This is a genomic window from Pseudomonas sp. FG43, assembly GCF_057809175.1.
In genome coordinates this window covers 13,993-32,106 of the sequence record NZ_JBMDJL010000001.1, presented here as the reverse complement: position 1 = coordinate 32,106, position 18,114 = coordinate 13,993, and the positions used below count along the sequence as shown (strand labels likewise).

General features: G+C 57.4%; 14 protein-coding genes. 4 read left to right on the top strand and 10 right to left on the bottom strand.

The genetic code is table 11. The annotated features are described in order from the left end of the window. The first annotated feature begins 27 nt into the window (after positions 1–27). On the top strand, positions 28–1,332 hold the full coding sequence (locus ACODS3_RS00125) for an MFS family transporter (protein WP_489032749.1): 1,305 nt from the start codon (positions 28–30) through the stop codon (positions 1,330–1,332). A 59-nt stretch (positions 1,333–1,391) separates the two neighbouring features. Here the strand turns inward: ACODS3_RS00125 and ACODS3_RS00120 are convergent, their stop codons facing one another. From ACODS3_RS00120 to ACODS3_RS00110, 3 genes are read right to left on the bottom strand one after another with little or no spacing between them, the layout of a single operon-like run. Next, positions 1,392–2,852: an AdeC/AdeK/OprM family multidrug efflux complex outer membrane factor gene (locus ACODS3_RS00120; RefSeq protein WP_201000227.1), complete on the bottom strand. Its 1,461-nt coding sequence runs from the start codon at positions 2,850–2,852 to the stop codon at positions 1,392–1,394. Beyond that, entirely contained in the window at positions 2,849–5,983 is a 3,135-nt protein-coding gene (locus ACODS3_RS00115; protein ID WP_489032747.1) for an efflux RND transporter permease subunit, read from the bottom strand. Before ACODS3_RS00115 ends, ACODS3_RS00120 begins: the two co-directional genes overlap by 4 nt. A gap of 3 nt (positions 5,984–5,986) precedes the next feature. Continuing rightward, positions 5,987–7,147 carry an efflux RND transporter periplasmic adaptor subunit gene (locus ACODS3_RS00110; protein ID WP_489032745.1) on the bottom strand — a complete coding sequence of 387 codons (1,161 nt, stop codon included), beginning with the start codon at positions 7,145–7,147 and terminating at the stop codon, positions 5,987–5,989. A gap of 244 nt (positions 7,148–7,391) precedes the next feature. Here ACODS3_RS00110 and ACODS3_RS00105 point away from each other — a divergent pair, with 244 nt between their 5' ends. Further along, a complete protein-coding gene (locus ACODS3_RS00105; RefSeq protein ID WP_201000224.1) occupies positions 7,392–8,024 on the top strand; it encodes a TetR family transcriptional regulator in 633 nt (210 codons plus the stop codon). 468 nt (positions 8,025–8,492) lie between these two features. Then, positions 8,493–9,623, top strand: a complete 1,131-nt coding sequence (locus ACODS3_RS00100; protein ID WP_201017441.1) for a DUF3396 domain-containing protein — start codon at positions 8,493–8,495, stop codon at positions 9,621–9,623. Positions 9,624–9,626: 3 nt separating this feature from the next. Here ACODS3_RS00100 and ACODS3_RS00095 read toward each other — a convergent pair whose 3' ends face one another. Next, positions 9,627–11,129 carry an MDR family MFS transporter gene (locus ACODS3_RS00095; RefSeq protein ID WP_489032743.1) on the bottom strand — a complete coding sequence of 501 codons (1,503 nt, stop codon included), beginning with the start codon at positions 11,127–11,129 and terminating at the stop codon, positions 9,627–9,629. A 102-nt stretch (positions 11,130–11,231) separates the two neighbouring features. Next, complete coding sequence (locus tag ACODS3_RS00090) at positions 11,232–11,402, bottom strand: hypothetical protein (RefSeq protein ID WP_201017439.1); 171 nt, start codon at positions 11,400–11,402, stop codon at positions 11,232–11,234. 145 nt (positions 11,403–11,547) lie between these two features. Between ACODS3_RS00090 and ACODS3_RS00085 the strand changes: the two genes are divergently transcribed. Next, positions 11,548–11,787, top strand: coding sequence for a hypothetical protein (locus ACODS3_RS00085; protein WP_201000220.1), 240 nt, complete (start codon positions 11,548–11,550; stop codon positions 11,785–11,787). On the opposite strand, the gene ACODS3_RS00080 is transcribed toward ACODS3_RS00085, so the two are convergent. The 5 genes from ACODS3_RS00080 to ACODS3_RS00060 form a co-directional block, all read right to left on the bottom strand. Next, the gene (locus tag ACODS3_RS00080; protein WP_489032740.1) at positions 11,788–12,411 is read right to left on the bottom strand and encodes a flavin reductase family protein; all 624 of its coding nucleotides are present in this window, start codon (positions 12,409–12,411) and stop codon (positions 11,788–11,790) included. A gap of 107 nt (positions 12,412–12,518) precedes the next feature. Continuing rightward, positions 12,519–12,911, bottom strand: a complete 393-nt coding sequence (locus tag ACODS3_RS00075) for a hypothetical protein (protein WP_304574892.1) — start codon at positions 12,909–12,911, stop codon at positions 12,519–12,521. A 356-nt stretch (positions 12,912–13,267) separates the two neighbouring features. Then, positions 13,268–14,596, bottom strand: a complete 1,329-nt coding sequence (locus tag ACODS3_RS00070) for an MFS transporter (RefSeq protein WP_201000217.1) — start codon at positions 14,594–14,596, stop codon at positions 13,268–13,270. A 183-nt stretch (positions 14,597–14,779) separates the two neighbouring features. Further along, the gene (locus ACODS3_RS00065; RefSeq protein WP_489032738.1) at positions 14,780–16,390 is read right to left on the bottom strand and encodes a molecular chaperone DnaJ; all 1,611 of its coding nucleotides are present in this window, start codon (positions 16,388–16,390) and stop codon (positions 14,780–14,782) included. Between the two features lie 5 nt (positions 16,391–16,395). After that, the gene (locus ACODS3_RS00060; protein ID WP_489032736.1) at positions 16,396–18,090 is read right to left on the bottom strand and encodes a molecular chaperone HscC; all 1,695 of its coding nucleotides are present in this window, start codon (positions 18,088–18,090) and stop codon (positions 16,396–16,398) included. Positions 18,091–18,114: the final 24 nt, after the last annotated feature.

The following is an 18,114-nucleotide window of genomic DNA, read 5'->3' as shown; positions in this document are numbered from 1 at the left end:
TAGTCGCCTAATCAGGATGGGGAAACAATGACAACTACAAACACGACTGAAACGCCTTATACCGGCGAAGAGCGCAGCAAGCGAATCTTTGCCATCGTAGGCGCCTCTTCCGGCAATCTCGTCGAGTGGTTCGACTTCTATATCTACGCCTTCTGCGCCATTTACTTTGCCCCGGCGTTCTTTCCTTCGGATGATCCGACCGTTCAGTTGCTCAATACCGCCGGGGTGTTCGCGGCCGGGTTTTTGATGCGGCCGATTGGCGGTTGGCTGTTCGGACGTGTGGCCGACAAGCATGGCCGCAAGAACTCGATGCTGATCTCGGTAACCATGATGTGCGCCGGGTCGCTGATCATTGCCTGTTTGCCGACCTATGCCTCGATTGGCGCCTGGGCTCCTGCGTTATTGCTGATGGCGCGTCTGCTGCAAGGGTTGTCGGTGGGCGGTGAATACGGCACCACGGCCACTTACATGAGTGAAGTCGCACTGCGTGGCAAGCGCGGTTTCTATGCGTCCTTTCAATACGTGACCCTGATTGGCGGTCAGTTGTTGGCGGTGCTGACGGTGGTGATCCTGCAGCAGTTTCTCACCACTGAAGAGCTGCGCGCCTACGGCTGGCGTATCCCGTTCGTGATCGGTGCCTGTGCTGCGGTGATTGCCTTGCTGCTGCGCCGCACTCTCAATGAAACGACCACTGCCGAAAGCCGTCAGGACAAGGACGCCGGAAGTATTGCGGCGCTGTTCAAGCATCACAAGTCGGCGTTTATCACCGTACTGGGATACACCGCGGGTGGCTCGCTGATTTTCTACACCTTCACCACTTACATGCAGAAGTATCTGGTCAACACAGGCGGTATGGAACCCAAGACCGCCAGCTACATCATGACCGGCGCGCTGTTTCTGTACATGTGCATGCAGCCGTTTTTCGGCATGCTGGCAGACAGGATCGGGCGTCGTAACTCGATGCTGTGGTTCGGCGCGCTGGGCGCACTTTGCACCGTGCCCATTCTGATGACCCTGAAAAGCAACACCAGCCCGTTCGTTGCTTTCGTGTTGATTACCTTGGCACTGGCGATTGTCAGTTTCTACACATCCATCAGCGGTCTGGTAAAAGCCGAAATGTTCCCGCCCCAAGTGCGTGCGCTGGGTGTCGGCCTGGCTTACGCAGTGGCCAACGCTCTATTTGGCGGTTCGGCCGAATACGTCGCTCTGAGCTTCAAGAGCAACGGCATGGAAAACACCTTCTATTGGTACGTGACGGCGATGATGGTAGTGGCTTTCCTGTTCAGCCTGCGCTTGCCGAAGCAGCCAGCGTATCTGCATCACGATCACTGATTGCGTTTTTCAGGGCATAAAAAAACCACCCGTCAGGGTGGTTTTTTTGTGGATGCCGATCAGAACAATTGAACTGACGGCTTCTCTTTGGCGATAGGTTCCGCGCTGCTGGTCTGCTCGTACCAGCCGCCACCGAGGGCCTTGTACAGGTTGACCTCGCTGGTGAGCTGCGACAGACGATCAGTGATCAGCGTCTGTTGCGCGCTGAACAGCGAGCGCTGTGCGTCAAGGAACGTCAGGTTGCTGTCGATCCCGATGCGGTAGCGACGCTCGGCAAGACGGTAGTAGTCCTGGTTGGCAGTGACGAAATCGCGCTGCGCCTGAAGCTGCTCGTTATAGGTCTTGCGCGAGGCCAGGCCGTCGGAGACTTCCTGGAACGCAGTCTGAATCGCCTTCTCATAGTTGGCGACGTTGATTTCCTTCTGGATCTTGGAGTAATCCAGGCTGGCGCGCAGGTTGCCGGCGTTGAAGATCGGCAGGTTGATGCTTGGCTGGAACAACCATGTGCCCGAGCCGCCCTTGAACAAACCGGACAGGTCAGGGCTGGCTGTACCGGCATTGGCCGTCAGCGTGATGCTCGGGAAGAACGCGGCACGTGCTGCACCGATATTGGCGTTGGCGGCCAGCAGGTTATGTTCGGCCTGCAGGATATCCGGACGGCGCTGCAGCAGGTCAGACGGCAGGCCGACCGGCATTTCGGTCAGCAGGTCGGCAGACAGAGGCTGCGCTTCGGGAAGGTTGTCAGGCAGGGCAGAGCCCAGCAGCAAGGTCAGGTTGTTCTGATCCTGTGCGACCAGTCGTTGGTACTGGGCCAGTCTGGCCTTGGCACTTTCAACCGAGGTACGCGACTGGCTCAGGTCCAGAGCCGAAGCGACACCCACTTCATTGCTGCGCGAAGTCAGGCGATAGCTTTCCTCGTAGGTCTTGAGGGTTTCCTGCGTCAGCTTGAGCAGTTCCTTGTCGGCCTGCCAGGTCAGGTAAGCGTTGGCGACGTTGGCCACCAGGCTGATCTGTGTGCTGCGGCGTGCTTCTTCGCTGGCGAAGTAAGTCTGCAAGGCCTGATCGCTGAGGCTGCGAACACGACCGAACAGATCCAGTTCATAGGAACTGATACCCAGGTTTGCCGAGTAGGAACTGGTGATACCAGCCTCGCCACTGGTGGACATGTCGGCTGGCACGCGCTGGCGTGAGCCCGTGGCATTTGCCGACACGGCCGGGAACAGGTCGGAGCGCTGGATGCGGTATTGCGCACGGTAAGCGTCGATGTTCAGTGCCGCGACACGCAGGTCACGGTTGTTGACCAGAGCGGACTGGATCAGTTGTTGCAGTGCCGGGTCACGGAAGAACTGACGCCAGCCTTGTTCGGCGGCAGCTCTTTCGGCGGTCTCGGCTGGCAGGTACGCAGGACCTTGCGGGTACTGCGCTGCAACCGGTGATTCCGGTTGCTTGTACTCAGGAATCAAAGAGCAACCGCTGAGAATGAACGCGGTTACTGCCAGAGAAATCAGGGACTTGCTCATTGGCCAGCCTCATCGTGAGAGATAGGTTTCTGCTTGCTCTTGAAGAGCGACGATATCGATACAAAGAACAGTGGCACCCAGAAGATGGCCAGAACAACGGCAGTGATCATACCGCCAATTACGCCTGTACCAATCGAGTGTTGGCTGCCCGAGCCTGCGCCCGTGGAAATTGTCAGTGGGACAACACCCAGGATGAAGGCCATGGAGGTCATGATGATCGGACGCAGGCGCATCCGGCAAGCCTCAATTGCAGCGTCGACCAGACTCTTGCCCTGTTCGTGAAGCTCCTTGGCGAACTCCACGATCAGAATGGCGTTCTTCGCAGCCAGACCGACTGTCACCAGCAACCCTACCTGGAAGAACACGTCGTTGGACAGGCCACGCAAGCTGGTTGCCATCAACGCACCGATGACGCCCAGTGGCACGACCAGCATGACCGCGATCGGAATCGACCAGCTTTCATACAGGGCCGCCAGACAGAGGAAGACCACCAGCAGGGAAAGAGCATACAGCGCAGGTGCCTGCGAGCCGGACAGACGTTCCTCGAAGGACAGACCTGTCCAGGAGATGCCGATGCCTGGTGGCAGTTTCTTGGCCAGTGCTTCCACTTCGGCCATGGCTTGACCAGTACTGTAGCCAGGGGCCGGTGTACCGAGAATTTCCTCTGCCGCCACGCCGTTGTAGCGCGACAGTTTAGGCGAGCCGTAGACCCACTTGCCGCTGGCAAATGCCGAGAACGGCACCATCTCGCCTGCACTGTTGCGCACATACCACTTGTTCAGGTCTTCCGGTGACATTCGTGCGCCAGAGTCGCCCTGCAGGTAGACCCTTTTGACACGACCACGGTCGATGAAGTCGTTGATATAGCGGCCACCCATTGCAATCGACAGCGTACTGTTGATGTCCGACAGCGTGATGCCCAGGGCGCTGGCGCGCTCGTCATCGATCAGCAACTGGTACTGAGGCTCATCGTTCAGGCCGTTGGGGCGGACGCCTGCCAGAACCTTGCTCTGGGACGCCATGCCCAGGAACTGGTTGCGGGCTTCCATGAGTTTCTCATGGCCTACGCCACCCTGGTCTTGCAGGTAAACGTCGAAACCGGTGGCGTTACCCAGTTCCAGAACCGATGGAGGTACTACGGCAAACACCATGGCATCGCGGAAGCTGAAGAAGTGTGCCTGGGCACGCTTGGCCAGCTCGAAGACGCTGTTTTCAGCCGAACGCTCATCCCATGGCTTGAGCATCACGAACGCAATCGCAGAGCTCTGGCCGCGACCGGCGAAGTTGAAACCGTTGACCGTGAACACCGATTTGACGGCCCCGCTTTCTTTGGTCAGCAGGTGTTCGCGCATCTTGTCGATGACTTCTTGCGTGCGCTCAGACGACGAACCCGCCGGCGTCTGGACCTGGACGAAGAGAACGCCCTGGTCTTCTTCAGGCAGGAACGCGGCCGGAATGCGAGTGAACATCCAGATCATGCCAACGCAGATCAGGACATAGCCCAGGTACGCCGGGAATTTATGCTTGAGCATATTGCCCACGCCGCGCTCGTAGCTTTCTACGCTGCGGTCGAAGGTGCGGTTGAACCAGCCGAAGAATCCACGCTTGGGTTGACCATGCTTCTCGTGATCGATCGGCTTGAGCATCGTGGCGCAAAGGGCAGGGGTGAAGATCAGGGCCACCACGACCGATAGCGCCATCGCCGAAACGATGGTGATCGAGAACTGTTTGTAGATCACCCCGGTGGAGCCACCGAAGAACGCCATTGGCAGCAGAACCGCCGACAGAACCAGTGCAATACCCACCAGTGCGCCCTGGATCTGCTCCATGGACTTGATGGTTGCCTGTCGGGGCGACAGTTTTTCTTCTGCCATGACCCGTTCGACGTTTTCCACCACGACGATGGCGTCGTCCACCAGCAAGCCGATGGCCAGGATCATGCCGAACATGGTCAGGGTGTTGATGGTGAAACCGAAGGCCGCGAGGATACCGAAAGTACCCAGCAATACCACCGGAACGGTCAATGTGGTGATGACCGTGGCGCGGAAGTTCTGCAGGAACAGGTACATCACCAGGAACACCAGGACAATCGCTTCGCCCAGGGTATGAACAACCCCGGAAATCGACTCGCTGACCACTGGAGTGGTGTCATACGGGTAAACGACTTTCATGCCCGGCGGGAAGAACGGCTCAAGGGATGAAACGGTCTTGCGGATGGCCTTGGCGGTGTCTAGTGCGTTGGCACCGGGGGCCAGCCTGATCGCAAGGCCAGAAGCCGGTTTGCCGTTGAACTGAGAGTCGACACTGTAGTTTTCCGAGCCTAGACCTACCGTGGCAACATCCTTGATGCGCACCTGGGAACCATCGGTGTTGACCTTCAGCAGAATATTGCCGAACTGCTCTGCGGTCTGCAGGCGGGTCTTGCCGATGATGGTGGCGTTCAGTTGCTGGCCGTTAATGGACGGCAGACCGCCGAGTTGCCCGGAGGAAACCTGAACGTTCTGAGCCGTGATTGCGCTGCTGACATCGACCGGAGTCAACTGGAAGTTGTTCAACTTGGCCGGGTCTAGCCAGATACGCATGGCGTATTGGGAGCCAAAGACCTGGAAGTCCCCCACACCGGAGGTCCGGGAAATCGGGTCCTGCATGTTCGATACGATGTAGTTGGCCAGGTCTTCCCTGTCCTGGCTGCCATCTTCGGACACCAGGCCGATAACCATCAGGAAGTTTCGTACTGACTTGGTTACGCGGATGCCCTGTTGCTGCACTTCCTGGGGTAGCAGCGGTGTGGCCAGGTTCAGCTTGTTCTGCACCTGGACCTGCGCCGTATCTGCGTTAGTACCCTGATTGAAGGTCGCGGTGATGGTCATGCTGCCGTCGGAGTTACTTTCCGAACTCACATAACGCAGGTTGTCGATACCGTTGAGCTGCTGCTCGATGACCTGCACCACAGTGTCCTGCACGGTCTGTGCAGAAGCGCCCGGGTAGGTCACCTGAATCGCGATGGCTGGCGGCGCGATGCTTGGGTACTGGTTGATCGGCAGGCTGAGGATCGACAAGGAGCCGATCAGCATGATCACCAGGGCAATTACCCAGGCGAAAATCGGGCGATCGATAAAGAATTTCGACATGGGTTACTCCCCTTTGCTGCCTGCGGCTTTTTCAGTGGCCGGGGCAGGCGCCGGGTTTGCTCCTTTGACGTTGGTTGCTTCTGCGACTTTCACTTCCGCGCCTGGCCTTACGTATTGCAGGCCTTCGGTGATGACACGATCACCGGCGTTCAGGCCTTCTTCGATCAGCCACTCGTTACCCACGGTACGGTTGGCAACCAGAGTGCGAAGCTCAACCTTGTTGTCCTTGTTCACGATCAGGGCAGTCGGTGTGCCTTTCTGGTCGCGGGTCACACCTTGTTGCGGTGCGAGGATCGCCTGGGCGCTTACACCGGCTTGCAGTTGGGCGTGAACGAACATGCCTGGCAGCAGACGATGATCGGGGTTCGGGAAGACTGCACGCAGGGTTACAGAGCCTGTGCCTTGGTCGACCGAAACTTCCGAGAACTCCAGCTTGCCTTCAACCGGGTAGACGCTGGAGTCTTCCAGAGTCAGCTTGACCTTGGCGGCGTTGTCGCCTGCCTTCTGCAATTTGCCGCTTTCCAGGTCTGCACGCAGCTTGAGCATGTTGGCCGAGGACTGCACCACATCGACATAGATCGGGTCGAGTTGCTGGATGGTAGCCATGGCTTCGGTCTGGGCACTGCTGACCAGCGCACCTTCGGTGACCGCGGAGCGGCCGATACGACCGGAGATCGGTGCCAGAACCTTGGTGTAGCGCAGGTTGATCTGGGCGGTCTGCAAGGCGGCCTGGGCTTCCTGGCTGGAGGCTAATGCCGTGTCGTATTCCTGACGGCTCACTGCTTGTTCATTGACCAGTTGCTTGTAACGATCCGCCAGTGATTTGGCCGACTGCAAGGTCGCCTGTGCGCTGGTGGCGGTTGCTTCGTAAAGCGCCGGGTCGATCTGATACAGCTGCTGGCCAGCTTTTACATCGCCGCCTTCGGTGAACAGGCGCTTGAGAATGATGCCGTTGACCTGTGGACGAACTTCAGCAACACGGAAGGCTGTGGTTCGACCCGGAAGTTCGGTGGTCAGTGCATAAGGTTGGGCTTTGAGGGTGACTACGCCGACCTGAGGAATTTGAGCCGGCGGTGCCGCCTCTTCCTTTTTACTACAGCCACTGAGCAGTGTTGCCAGGGCGACGGCAGTGACCAGAACGGTAACAGCTGGCTTGAATTGCATGAAGATCCTCGGGGGCAGGAGCCTGTTTACGCAAGGGAGTTGGAGAGTGTAAAAAAATATTTCGGCTAGATAAGTAGCATGCTAATGAATATACTTACATTCACGGTTGTTTGTAAACATCTTCTTACCCGCTCATCTGCTGTGTGGAAGGGGTGATTGCAAGCTCGGGACAAGGCAGCCAAATGCCGCCCGATCACGTTTCAGGTCTTGATACACGGTTCGCAAGTCTTTGAGGTTTATTGCCATGGTCCGCCGCACCAAAGAGGAAGCCCAGGTTACTCGCAGTCATATTCTGCAGGCCGCTGAGCAAGCGTTTGATGACCGCGGCATTGCCCGCACGACGCTTGCCGACATTGCGACGCTTGCCGGCGTGACACGTGGTGCTATTTATTGGCACTTCACCAACAAGGCCGAACTGGTGCAGGCAATGCTCGACAGCCTCCGTGAGCCGCTCGAAGACATGGCCCAGGCCAGCGAAAGTGAAACTGAAGCAGATCCGCTTGGCTGGATGAGAAAACTGCTGATTCATTTGTTTCATGAAGTTGCACTTGATCCGCAGACCCGTCGCATCAATGAAATCCTTTTCCATAAATGCGAGTTCACGGATGAAATGTGTGATTTCCGACGTCAGCGTCAAGCTAACGCAATCCTGTGTCATGAACGAATCGGCCGGGCATTGAGCAATGCCGTGCGCCGGGGACAGCTACCGGCCTCTCTGGACGTCAAACGCGCCTCGATCTGCCTGTTTTCCTATATCAACGGCATCATCTACCAATGGCTGCTGGTGCCTGACAGTTTTTCGCTGTCCGGGGAAGCCGAGCAACTCGTCGATAGTTGCATGGATATGTTGCAGTACAGTCCGGCCTTGCGGGCTTGAGTGCGAACCCTGCTGTGAGGTAGGCCAATATAGCGCTGACCTGCACGCGCAGACCAGTACATAACTTCAATACGGCATGCTTTGGCGGGCTGTTTACTCACCGTTTACCTTTTCGGCGTCAGTATTGCCTGGCCAGCCGAGCATCGGGGCTTTGGGATGACACCTGCTTTGTAGGAATTAGGTAGGACATTTCTCGATGTATGTAGCTGATTTCCCAAACTGATTTCCGCGTATTGCTCCGCTATCAAACTCCCTTCAATCTTCGTCCCTTAACAAACAAACGGGAGGGAGGTTGCATGTTTTCATTGAATCTTGCGCCCATATGCTCTGAAGTCAGCAGCAACTTCACCAGTATTGAAATAGCCCTGTCTGGCTGTGAAAAGAGGGTGGCAGGCCTGATCACGGCAGACCCTTGCATGTCTGGCATGGACGCTTCCCAGATCCGACGGATCATCGGGAGGACAGACGATGTCAGAAACTGTATCTGATCCTGTGAGGTTATTGGCCCGGCTTGCCTCTCAATCTGAACATCTGGCGGTAGATTGCTCTGAAGGTGTCCCGGTCGTTCGTCTGGGGCTGATCACAACGCTGTATTTCAAGCAGGGCCATACGCAAGAGGTCAAACGACGTGTCGAGGCCTGTTTCCTGCGTTTCTACGGCGCCTTCAAACCGATGCTCAAATGGCAGCTTTACAACCGGATGCGACGTCTTACGGCCTCGGGGTTTGCTTCGTGCCGGCGTCAGGTCCTGCAAAGCTCGCCCGATGCCCAGTTCGTGTGGTCGATTGCCAGCGCCACCCAGGCGGAAGTCGCGACCTACAGCCTGTTTGTAATGAACACCTCGCAATCACAGGCAGAGAATGATCGTTCCTGTCTGAAAATGGTTTTGCCCTGGTCGTACCTGGCGGAACCCGATGGCTTGAAGCGTTATGAAACCTGGATCAGATACCTGTGCAGCGAGGTTCAGGCCGAACACGGGTTTGGCGGTCTGGCGTGTGTGTTACCGGGGGACGGGCATCATTATCTGCCGCTGGAGTATCAGTTTGCTCAGGAATACGCCGGGCTGATGGTCGATCCTGGTCCGCATATAGAAAGCCTGCGGCTGCTTGAGCATATCAAGGGCGTTGCCTGGTACACGGTATTGGGCGAGTCGTTCGTGCGGCGGCTTGGCGGTAGCGATGCTCTGCGCGGCAAGTTGAGCGGTTGCAGCGACATTGTGTTTCACGCCTACAGCAATGGCCTGATGATTCGTTCAGGAGTCGTCCCGCAACTGGGCAGCCAGGGGAAGGCGCCAGATGTCTACAGGGTGCTTAACAAGATCATCAGGCCGATTCGCTTGCAGGATACCGGCTGCCTTCACCCTTATCTGGTTCCGGGTGTGGGGTTTACCAAGGAAACCACTGCGCAGTGGTATGCCCGTTTCGACGAAAAGCCCGTCCCGCCGGTCAATTGCGGTGAGCCATGCCCCAGATCCGGTTACTGGTTCAGCAATGCCAAGGTGCGTTCCCGGCGCTTTTTCAATCAGGGCGAAATCATGCCTGTATTTGCGCATATCAAGGCTGGACGCAGCCAATGGTTCTGGGCGCAGCAGGAAGACTGAAGCCTACTTCTGTTCCGCACCGCGCAGCAATTGGTTGGGCATGACCAGTGCCGTCGCCAGACCCAGTAGCGAGACAGCCGCACTGATCATCAATAAATGACGGAAGGTCAGCGCCAGTTCTGCACGCAAGGCTTCGAGGGCCGGACCGCTGGCGGTGTTCAGGCTATCGATCAACGCATTGCCGGCATTGCCTTCGCCACTTATGGATCCGGGTTGAAGCTGGCCGATCCCCGTGTCTTGCAGCATGGCCAGCAGCAGAGCGGACATCATCGCTACACCCACGGCGCCGCCCAGCGAGCGGAACAGATTGGAGGTACTGGTCGCCACGCCAATATCCTTGATCGCGACCGCGCTTTGCGTACCGACCAGTGAAGTGGGGAACTGCATGCCGCTGGCAATTCCGGTCAGGACCATGAACAGGCTGGTGAGCAGGATCGAGTGCGCGGGAGTGAACGCCATCCCCAGAATGGCGATGGGCATGAGTAACGCGCCGCACAGGATCAGAGGTTGATAACGGCCGGTCACTGCGGTTCTTCTGCCTGCGCAATAGGCGCCGATGGGAATGCCCATCGCCAGTGGCAGCAGATGCAGGGCTGCGCTGTCGGCGCCACCGCCGGTGACCGTCTGGTAACGCATCGGCATCAGGACGATCAGCGAGATAGCCTGAAAGCTGGTAAAGAACACCGCACTCCAGCAAAGCACTGCGCTGCGATTGGCAAACAGGTGCATGGGCAGCAGAGGTTCCAGCGCTCTGCGCTCGTACCATGCAAAAAGCGCCAGGGTGAACAGTGCAATTCCCAGCAGTAGCAGAATCCTTGGGTGACTCAGGCCGTGGCCCTGACCGATTTCGGTGATGCCCAGCAACAGACTGGTCAGGCCGATGATCATCAACACCGTTCCCAGGTAATCGATGACCGGTTTGCGTTGCGGTACGGGCAGGCCATTCAAGGTACGGTAAGCCACGACCCAGGCCACGATGCCCAGAGGAAGATTGATCAGGAATACCCAGCGCCAGGACAGGTATTCGGTCATCAGCCCGCCCAATACAGGGCCGGCGACACTGGCAATGGCGTACATGCTGCTGAAATAGCCCTGATAGCGACCCCGTTCGCGGGGCGGGACTATGTCGGCGATGATTGCCTGGCTGACCGATACCATGCCGCCAGCCCCGATCCCTTGAAGCACTCGGGCCAGCACCAGTTGTTCCATGCTTTGCGCAAACCCGCAAAACAGTGACGCCAGGGTAAACAGCCCAAGCCCGAACAGCATCAGCCTGCGCCGCCCATACAAGTCGCCCAGCTTGCCGTAGATGGGCACGGCAACGGTCAGCGCCACCATATACGCCGCGATGACCCAGGCCAGCAGGTCGATATCCTTGAATTGAGCAGAGATCGCGGGCATCGAAACGGCCACGATCGTCTGATCCAGCGCACTGAGAAACACGGCCATCATCAGTGCGAATAAAATGCTGCGAATTGTCGGTGTAGTGTGCGCAAGACTGGTCAAGGTAAAACCCGAAACCTGGCGGGGGAAGTTGGCCAGTCTAATCCGATAGCCTGCTAATCGATAGCTGACTTTGTTTAAGGGGCGCGTGCTATTGGTTGTCGGTCATCGCAAAGCACTTAATGTTGCAGTGGTTGGTACGCAATGGCCAAAGCTGCAGATTGCGACCTTGGGTGCCTGGCGAATCATTTCAATGCGATAGGCGCCCGCCGCGTATATACCAACCACTGCGAGTACACCCAATACAGCCATGCATTTTCTTGTTTTCACTTTCATGGTGCATTCCTCATTCCCACTACAGAAAAGGACATGAAGTGATTGTAGGACAAGAATTATGGATCAGGCGGTAGGAGCGAATTTATTCGCGAAGACCGATTAGAATGCGTCCCTTCGATTTATCCAGCAGACAGGTTCGCTATCCATGGCACGCAAGGAATTCAATGAGTACGAGGCGGTTTCGGCAGTCATTCCCGGTGAAGGCGGTTACAGCGCGGCGATTGCGGTAAAGGCTTTGGAGGCGGGTGGTGCGCCACGCTTCCATCCCGTTCTGGCGGGAGAAAAGTTCAAGACCGCCCATGACGCCGATCTGGCCGCGGCTCAGGAGCTTGAGCGGCTGATCGGCGTGGATGTCGAGGCTGAACTGGTATGGGCAAACGAGTAATCAGACAGTAGGCCGGTACATCTTGAAGAGTGCTTCAGGCCCTAACTGAAAGTAGTCAGCCGGGCCGCCACCACGCAGGATAGGCTCGGCTGCTGCGGTGTCATAGACGCCATTCTTGAGCAGCCACTTGGCGATATGCACCGCCACCACTTCCCCCAGAATCAGCCAGCTTGGCACCAGCTCCTTGTCGGCGCGCTGCAATTGCACGATCTGGGTGACCTTGCATTCAAACGATACTGGCGTTTCCAGTACCCGAGGCACGGCGACGATCTTCGAGGCCAGTGGTGTCAGGCCGGCCAGTTCAAATTCATTCACATCCGCTGGCACGGCTGCGCAGCTCTGGTTCATGGCCTCGGCCAGTGAGCGTGTGGACAGGTTCCAGACGAATTCGCCCGTCTGCTCGATATTGTTGAGACTGTCTTTACGCCCGACACTGCAAAAACCAATGATCGGGGGAATGTAGTTGAAGGCGTTGAAGAAACTGTAGGGCGCAAGATTCAGTCTGCCCTCGGCGTCCTGGGAGGAAATCCAGCCAATAGGGCGCGGGCCTACGATAGCGTTGAAGGGGTCGTGCGGCAGGCCATGACCTTTGGCTGGCTCGTAGGAGTGAATATCGTCTGACATGGCTTGATTCCTGGTAACCACGGTTTCGGAGAGTCGATCATAGTAGACCTGAGCCCAGGAACAACAAAGCCCGGCACTGGCCGGGCTTGGGTGTCATTCGGGAGGTATCAGACCCGGCGGTTTGCACCGACACGATCAGCACCGTCAGCAGCCAGACGATTTGCACCAACGCGGTCAGCGCCATCGGAAGTCAGACGGTTTGCGCCAACACGGTCAGCACCGTCAGCAGCCAGGCGGTTTGCACCAACGCGGTCGGCACCATCGGAAGTCAGGCGGTTTGCGCCAACACGGTCAGCACCGTCAGCAGCCAGACGATTTGCACCGACGCGGTCAGCACCATCGGAAGTCTGACGATTCGGGCCGATGTTGGTGTTGTTCGAACCACCTTCTGCAACGACTGGAGCGTTCAACGAATCATTGGTGTTGATGGCTGGGAGTGCAAAAGCAGTCGAAGCCAGAACAGAGAAAGCGAGGCCGAAAATCAGTTTGTTGGTTTTCATGATGGTGTCTCCAATTTGGGTCGGGTGAGTTGTCATCCCGGTATGGAGGCAATGCTACGCGGCTGGGCATTATTAAGAAGTTAATAGGATTGCTACCTACCATCGCTGAAAATGATAGTAAGTCGTATCGCCCGATTTTCGGGCCTTTCAGGTAGAAATGGCTATTGATGGTGCATTTTCTGAAAAATCTTGCAATAAAGCCTCTTGACAAATTTAAACATAAATAAATTTAAGGGCTTACATGCGAAAGGCTGTTGAAAAGCGCACCAGCCTGAAACAACTTGTCATGTTCTGTCGTCCATGAAAAAGGGCAGCCCATGACGCTGGCTGCCCTTTATCATCACTCAAACACGAGATCAGTCGGTTTCGATACGCGAATGCTTGCGGGTGTCCTTCATGAATACATACACCAGCAGCGAGCATGCGATACAGGCCGTGACATACCAGTAGTATCCGGTTTCCATGCCGATGCTCTTGAACCACAGTGCAATGTATTCAGCCGTGCCACCGAAGATCGAGACGGTCAGTGCGTAAGGCAGGCCTACGCCCAGCGCGCGGATTTCGGTCGGGAACAGTTCGGCTTTGACCACGGCGTTGATCGAGGTGTAGCCGCTGACGATGATCAGTGCGGCCATGATCAGGAAGAACGCGCCCCACCAGGTCTGGATGGTGTGCAGGGTGGTCAGGATCGGCACGGTGCACAGGGTACCCAGTACGCCGAAGGCGATCAGGATCGGACGACGACCGATCTTGTCGGACAGCCCACCCACGACCGGTTGCAGCAGCATGAACAGGAACAGCGTCGCGGCCGAGATGGTGGTCGAGTCGCTGATGCTCATGCCTACGGTGTTCACCAGATACTTCTGCATGTAGGTGGTGTAGGTGTAGAAGGCCAGGGTGCCGCCCATGGTCAGGCCGACCACGGTCATCAGTTCCTTGGGATGACGCATCAGGGTGCGCATCAGGCTTTCTTTAGGCTTGTCGTCTTTCTGCTTGCGGGTAAAGGATTCTGTTTCTTCCATGCCGCGACGCAGGAACAGCGCAACCACGGCACACAGCGCGCCGATGGCGAACGGGATACGCCAGCCCCAGCTGTGCAGTTCTTCGGTGGTCAGGACCTGTTGCAGCACGATCAGGACAGCCAGTGCTATGAGCTGGCCGGAAATCAGGGTGACGTACTGGAAGCTGGAGAAAAAGCCGCGACGTTCCTTGGTAGCCATTTCACTGAGGTAGGTTGCCGAGGTGCCATATTCGCCACCCACCGACAGGCCCTGCAGCAGACGGGCGAAGACCAGCAGGATCGGAGCACCGACGCCGATGGTTTCATAACCCGGTGTCAGGGCAATGATCAGCGAGCCGAAGCACATCAGCAGTACCGACGCCATCAGGGCTGCCTTGCGTCCTTTGTAGTCGGCGTACAGGCCCATCAGCCAGCCACCGATCGGGCGCATCAGAAAGCCTACGGCGAAGATTGCAGCGGTGTTGAGCAGTTGAGCGGTGCTGTCGCCCTTGGGGAAGAAGACTTTGGCGAAGTACAACGAGAAAGCGGCATAGACGTACCAGTCATACCACTCGACCATGTTGCCGACCGAGCCGCTGAAGATCGACTTGAGCCGGCTGGAGGTGGATTTTTCAGCGGCGGGGGTGCCTGCCGACTCTTTCGAGAGGGAGTTGGAGATATCCATGGTGTTCCTTAAGTCATTATTTTTAGAAGGCAGCTGCACGCAGCCTGACCTGAGCTATAGCAGGAGTTGTGCCAGGCCTGAGAGGCCCGTTCCAGAGGGGGAAGGGGATTAAAATGAGCGGAAATCCGCCTATCCGGTCTTTCTGGGTAAGCGGAAAATTGCCGAAGGCAGCAAGATATGGGGTTAGCGAGGGTGACCGGGACCGAAAATCAGCACGGCCAGTACAAAGGCGAACATCAGGCCCAGGATGATCATGACGCCCTTGCCGATATTTTCCGAGCAGTAGCTCTTGATGCGCTTCCATCCCCCGGTTTTCGCTGCGCAATAGCTCTGGAGCCTGAATATCCGGTAGGGCGAAAGGGCTATCCAGGCCGCCAGAGTGATTGCGTATGTGGCCAGCGCAACCGGCCCGTTATTGGCGAAGGCGATACCTGCGACGATCACCGGGATACCATGACGCAGCAGCAATGCCTGATGTCCCGGCCAACTCAGCCAGCCAGGCAGTAACCGCTTGCTCAGATATTCATCCACAGATGCAAAGGAGGCGGAAACCGGCCTCCAGAACGACATGAAGACGTGGACCACCAGAAGAATCACCACCGGCAAGCTGAGTGCCGTGAAAATCATGTAGAGCAGATCAAACTTTCCGGCTCTGGACGTAGGAACAATGCCTGCCATCAGAATGAATACGAACCCGAACAGATAGGCTCTCAGGTACGTGTTGAAATGCACCTGGTCATACAGCGTTCGCCAACTCGAAAGATCGGCGTTCGGGTATTGCTCCAGCGTCTCGGGGTAACGATAGATCAGGTCCTGAGACAGTTGCTCGCAACCTTGCCAGACTGCCGGGTCGCTGTTTCTGGCCATGCGCAACTGAGTATCCAGCGCAGGCGGCTCAAGCAGCAGCTTCGCGGCATCGCCATGATGACTGTTCTCGTTCAGCAACTCTTGCAGGCGTTTGGCAAAACCATATCGTTCGCAACGCTCCACAAGACGCTGCCAGAGCGAAGGCGGATCGGTCGGGGCGTAATGTTTCTGATCCCAGTCAAAGAGCTGGCAGATACGCTCGAACAGGGCCGGCGTCCAGTCCCTCGTATTGATCAGCAGGGTCATGGTCCAGCGCTGAAGGTGCTCACGATGCTCCAGCTTTTCCAGCCAGGGTTGCTGCTCCAAGCCTTTCAGCTCGTCCAGGAACTGGCGCTCCTGCTGTTTTTCCAGCAGCGTTTGCAGGCGTGGCAGCACGTCATCGAGCAGGGCCTGGATCAGGCGTTTTTCCTGATGGGCACTCAGCGTCACCTTTTGCCAAGGCGTCAGCCATTGCAGTTGCGCTACAGCGGCCTTGAGCAGCTCCAGATTGTCGGCGGTGTCGATCAGGCAGTGCTGCACGAGATGCTGCTGAAACTGCGCATCCGCCCCGAGGTCCTTGGCCAACTGATGTTGCGAGTGCAGGTTCTGCGCTGTGGTCTTGTGTGCCAGCTCGTACCAGCTCTGTTCCACAGGCGGAGGCGTGCTGACAACCGTTGGCTCTGAAACCTGTACTGTCTCGACGAGTTGCAGATGCATGAGCGGTTCAGGGCTCGTATCGCTTTCTTCGTACCCGTATTCGTCCTCATCCTCGTCCGCTTCAAGGCGATTACGTGCCAGATCCAGCGCCTGCTCATAAGCGTCGCGCAATCGCTGAAAGGCGTCCGGGTCCTCATCGGGCCGGTTCACTTTCAGCAGCTTTGCGTACTGGCGTTTGATGCTGCGCTCGTCGGCGTTTCTGTCCAGCTCAAGGACGCTCCAGCAATTCATCCCTGTTACCTCTCGCCCCGCTCGAAACGATCGATCTCTTGTTCGAGGCTCTTGCGCATTTCGCTGATCTGGCGCTCATCCTGGGTTTCCAGCACTCGCTGAAACTGACTGGCCCAGTAGCCGATCATTTCCCGGGCTTCGCCCAGATATTCCTGATACAGCCTTTCCAGACGGGCGCTCAGGTGTGTATTGACCTGCTGCTCGCGAGGATGAACCTTGAGCGCTGAAAGTACCTGAAGACGCTCCTGGATTTCCTCCGGGGTCATGACGCCAGGGTTGTTCTCGATCACCAGCTTGTGGCTCTGGCCGGTCATCGGGATCTGTACGTCGGCTTCCAGCAGACCGTTGTTGTCGTAGGTGAAACGCACATTCAGCTCGACTTCCCCGGCCTTGGCGGGCGGAATCGGAATATCCAGTTCACCCAGGGCAATGTTGTCTTTCACCAAGCGGCTTTCGCCTTGATAAATCTTCACCAGAACATGCTTCTGATTGTCGCTCAGGGTCTGCACGGTTCTGACCCGGCTGACCGGGACCACGCTGTTGCGCTCGATGATCGGCAGGTAATGGCCGCTTTCGATGGAGGTGCCGAACCGGTTGGAGGTTTCGATACCCAAGGTGTAAGGGCACACGTCAGTCAGGACAATCTCTTCCAGTGCCGCGTCTCTTTGCTTGAGCGCCGCCTGGATGGCTGCACCCTGCGCGACCACTTCATCGGGGTTGAGGGTAATGGACGGAAAGCGCCCGAACAGACCCGCCGCGAGCTTGCGGATCAGCGGCATGCGCGTGGTGCCGCCGACCAGCAGGATTTCGTCGAGATCGGCTACGCGGATTTTCGCATCGCGCAGGGCACGCTCGATGGGTGCGCGCAAGCGCGAGAGCAATGGCGCATACAGCTCGCCCAGTTGTTCCTGGGTAATCGTCTTGCGCCATTCGCGATCGGCATGGCGCAGCACGAATTCGGCGCTGTTGTCCTGGCCCAGCGTTTTACGTACGCGCTCGGCTTCGCGGCGCAATGACGGGCCGATGTTCGTTCTGGGCGGGAAATCGGTTTCATCGCGATGCAGGCCAATGAAGTGATCGACCAGCAAGAGGTCGAAGTCTTCACCGCCAAGAAAGTTATCCCCGGCGCTGGCGCGGACTTCCATCACGCCATCGAACAGTTCGAGGATCGAGATATCGAAGGTGCCGCCGCCGAGGTCGAACACCAGAAAAGAAGTCTCGCCTTCCTTCTGGTGCAGCCCGTAGGCCAGCGCCGCGGCGGTGGGTTCATTGATCAGTTTGTCGACTTTAAGGCCTGCCAGTTCGCCAGCCACGCGAGTGGCCTTGCGCTGGGCATCGCTGAAGTAGGCCGGCACGCTGATCACCGCTTCGGTCACGGGTTCACCGAACTCACGTTCCACATCGGCCTTGAGGCTTTTCAAGACCAGTGCCGAGAGCTCTTCGGGCCGATAGCTGTTCGATCCCAGGCTGACCTTTTGCGCGCTGCCCATATGGCGCTTGAACAGCGCAGCGGTTCTGGCCGGATGGGTTTGCAGGCGTTCGCGTGCAGCTTTGCCCACCAGGATCTGATCATCGTCGTCCAGTCCTACCACGCTGGGCGTCAGCATCTCGCCCAGTGCGTTGGCAACCAGTCGGGTTTTACCATCGCGCCAGACGGCGACCAGACTATTGGTCGTGCCCAAATCTATACCGACGATCATGTAATGCTTTCTCCTTGCGTGGTC